Origin of the sequence: uncultured Cetobacterium sp. (assembly GCF_947039425.1) — a bacterium.
Classification (GTDB): Bacteria; Fusobacteriota; Fusobacteriia; order Fusobacteriales; family Fusobacteriaceae; genus Cetobacterium_A.
In genome coordinates, this window is sequence record NZ_CAMQYW010000275.1 from 1 (window position 1) to 2,696 (window position 2,696).

Sequence of the window (2,696 nt, forward strand, 5' to 3'; positions counted from 1 at the left end):
CTTGGAAAATATTGATGCTATAAAAAACAAAAAAATTATAACAATTGAAGATAAACATTTAATGACGTCATCTCAACATATGATAAATTCATTGGAAATAATTTTTAATAAAATATATTCAAAAATATAGAGTTGGAGTGAAAAATGAAATCTGTTAATACACATAAAATATATATCTACTTATTTTTAATTCTTATAATAACTTTAATTATTTCACTTTGTATAGGAAGTGTAAATATACCTTTAAGTAAAATTTTTAACATTTTAAAATATAATATTTTTTCTATTGGAGAGATAGATAGAACATATAATGGGATTTTATGGTACATAAGAACACCAAGAGTTTTAACAGCTTTTTTAGTTGGTGGTGGACTTGGAATATGCGGAGCAACTATTCAAAGTCTTTTTCAAAATCCCATGGGTGATCCTGGAATTTTAGGAATATCTTCTGGGGCTAGTTTAGGTGCTATTTTGTCAATAGCTTTTGGATTAGCTTCAAAATCCATTGTGATTATGCCTTTAATGTCAATATTCTTTTCTTTTTTAGCAGGAATATTAGTATATAAACTTGGAACTTTTAAAGGAAAGGTTTCAATACTTGGATTAATACTTTCTGGAATAGCAATTAGAACATTTTTAGGAGCATTAAATTCACTTATTTTAACAAATATTTCAGATAATTTAGCAAAAGAGTTTCTATTTTGGTCAATGGGAAGTTTAAGTGGACGACATTGGGATCATATTTATATGGCAGGAGTTCCAATTTTATTTTTATCTTATTTACTTATGAGAAATTATAATGAATTAAATATACTCCTTTTAGGAGATGAGCAAAGTTTATCTCTTGGAATAAATGTAAATAGATTTAGAAAAAAAATATTAATATATACTTCGAGTATTGTTGCTTTAGCTGTTTGTATAAGTGGAAATATCGGTTTTGTTGGACTGGTTATACCTCATATTTTGAAAAAAATTATAGGTAATGATAATAAATATATACTGCCAATGAGTTTTTTAGGTGGAGGAATATTTCTTTTATTAGCAGATTTAATATCTAGAATTATTATTTCTCCTAAAGAGATTGGAATTGGAATTGTAACTTCTCTTTTAGGAGCTCCATATTTTATGTATTTATTGTTGAAATATAGAAGAGGTGAAAATTAATGACAGAATTAATAAAAATTGAAGATGTATCTTTTAAATATTTTAATCAAAATATTTTAAAAAATATAAATTTTAATGTGAATAAAGGAGAGATTATTGGATTAATTGGAATTAATGGTTCAGGGAAAACAACTCTTTTAAAATGTTTAAATGGATTAAATAAATATACAAGTGGGAGTATAACGATAAAAAATAATATATTAAAATTAATGAGCCCAAATAAAATAGCAAAAGAAATTGCTTTTATGAATCAAAATACAAGCTTAGATATATCTTTTAATTGTTTAGATATTGTTGTAATGGGAAGATACCCTCATTTGGAAAGGGGTAAAAGCTTTAGTAAATTTGATTATGAACAATCTTTAAAATATATGAAAGAAACAGATACTTTAAAATTTAAAGATAAAAAAATAAATAGTTTATCTGGTGGAGAAAGACAAAGAGTTCTTTTTTCAAAGGTAGTGGCACAGGAAACAGATGTAATTCTTTTAGATGAACCAACTGCAAGTATGGATCTTTTTAATCAAGAGGAGTTATTTAAAATATGTAAAAAATTAAGTAGAGAGAAAAAAGGAATTGTAATATCAACACATGATTTAAGAGTTGCTGCAAAATATTGTGATAAACTTTTGCTTTTAAAGGATGGAGAGAAGGTATCTTTTGGAAAAGTAGAGGATGTTTTAACTAAAAAAAATATAAAGAAGGCTTATGGGGTAGATGTTGAGATTTTTATTAATCCAATTTCTAAAAATTTAGATTACTATATTTATTAAGAGGAGATATATGATGTTAATTGATACATTAAATACTGGAGACAAGGTATACATTTACAATAAGAGTATTGTTATAAAATTTATAGGGAAAAGAGGAGTCTTGAGTACGAGTATTTTAAATGGTGGATATTCAGAAGAGATAACATCTATTTTTAATAATGATGCTAAAACTTCTGTTGGAATGGGATGTAAATTAAAGGCACCAACATATAAAGAGCATATGGAAGTCCTTTGTAAAGAATTAGGACTTGAACCAAAATATACAACGGGTCTTGGAACAGCTGCTGATATGGAAAATATGAGTAAAAGTGTAAAAAAATATGGAGATTTAGTAGTTACAGCCTTAATAACTGGTGGAATAGAATCAAACGGTGGAAGAGTTGGGGATCCAGCTTCATATATAGAAGAAAATGAGAAAATAGAGATGTTAAAACCTGGAACAATAAATACTTTAATTATGATAGATGGAAAAATAGATGCTGGAGTTTTAGCAAGGTCACTTATAACTGCAACTGAAGCAAAAACAGCAGTTATTCAAGAACTTTTAGCAGGAAGTAATTACTCAAATGGTTTAGCAACTGGATCTGGAACTGATGGAACAATAGTTTGTTGTAATTTAGAGAGTGATAGAATCTATACAAATGCGGGAAAACATTCAAAATTGGGAGAATTAATAGGTCTTGCAGTTAAGGAAGCTTTAAAAAATGCTAGATCGGAAGAGCGTCGTGTAGGGAAAGAGTGTACGTCCTGGTGTAGATC

The 2,696-nt window shown here is 27.3% G+C and carries 2 protein-coding genes; both read left to right on the forward strand.

Annotated elements, in window-relative coordinates; all coding sequences use genetic code 11:
- Nucleotides 1-144 precede the first annotated feature (144 nt).
- Nucleotides 145-1,164 carry an iron ABC transporter permease gene (locus Q0V09_RS10410; protein ID WP_297489326.1) on the forward strand — a complete coding sequence of 340 codons (1,020 nt, stop codon included), beginning with the start codon at nucleotides 145-147 and terminating at the stop codon, nucleotides 1,162-1,164.
- Nucleotides 1,164-1,937: an ABC transporter ATP-binding protein gene (locus Q0V09_RS10415; protein ID WP_297405962.1), complete on the forward strand. Its 774-nt coding sequence runs from the start codon at nucleotides 1,164-1,166 to the stop codon at nucleotides 1,935-1,937. Before Q0V09_RS10410 ends, Q0V09_RS10415 begins: the two co-directional genes overlap by 1 nt.
- Nucleotides 1,938-2,696: the final 759 nt, after the last annotated feature.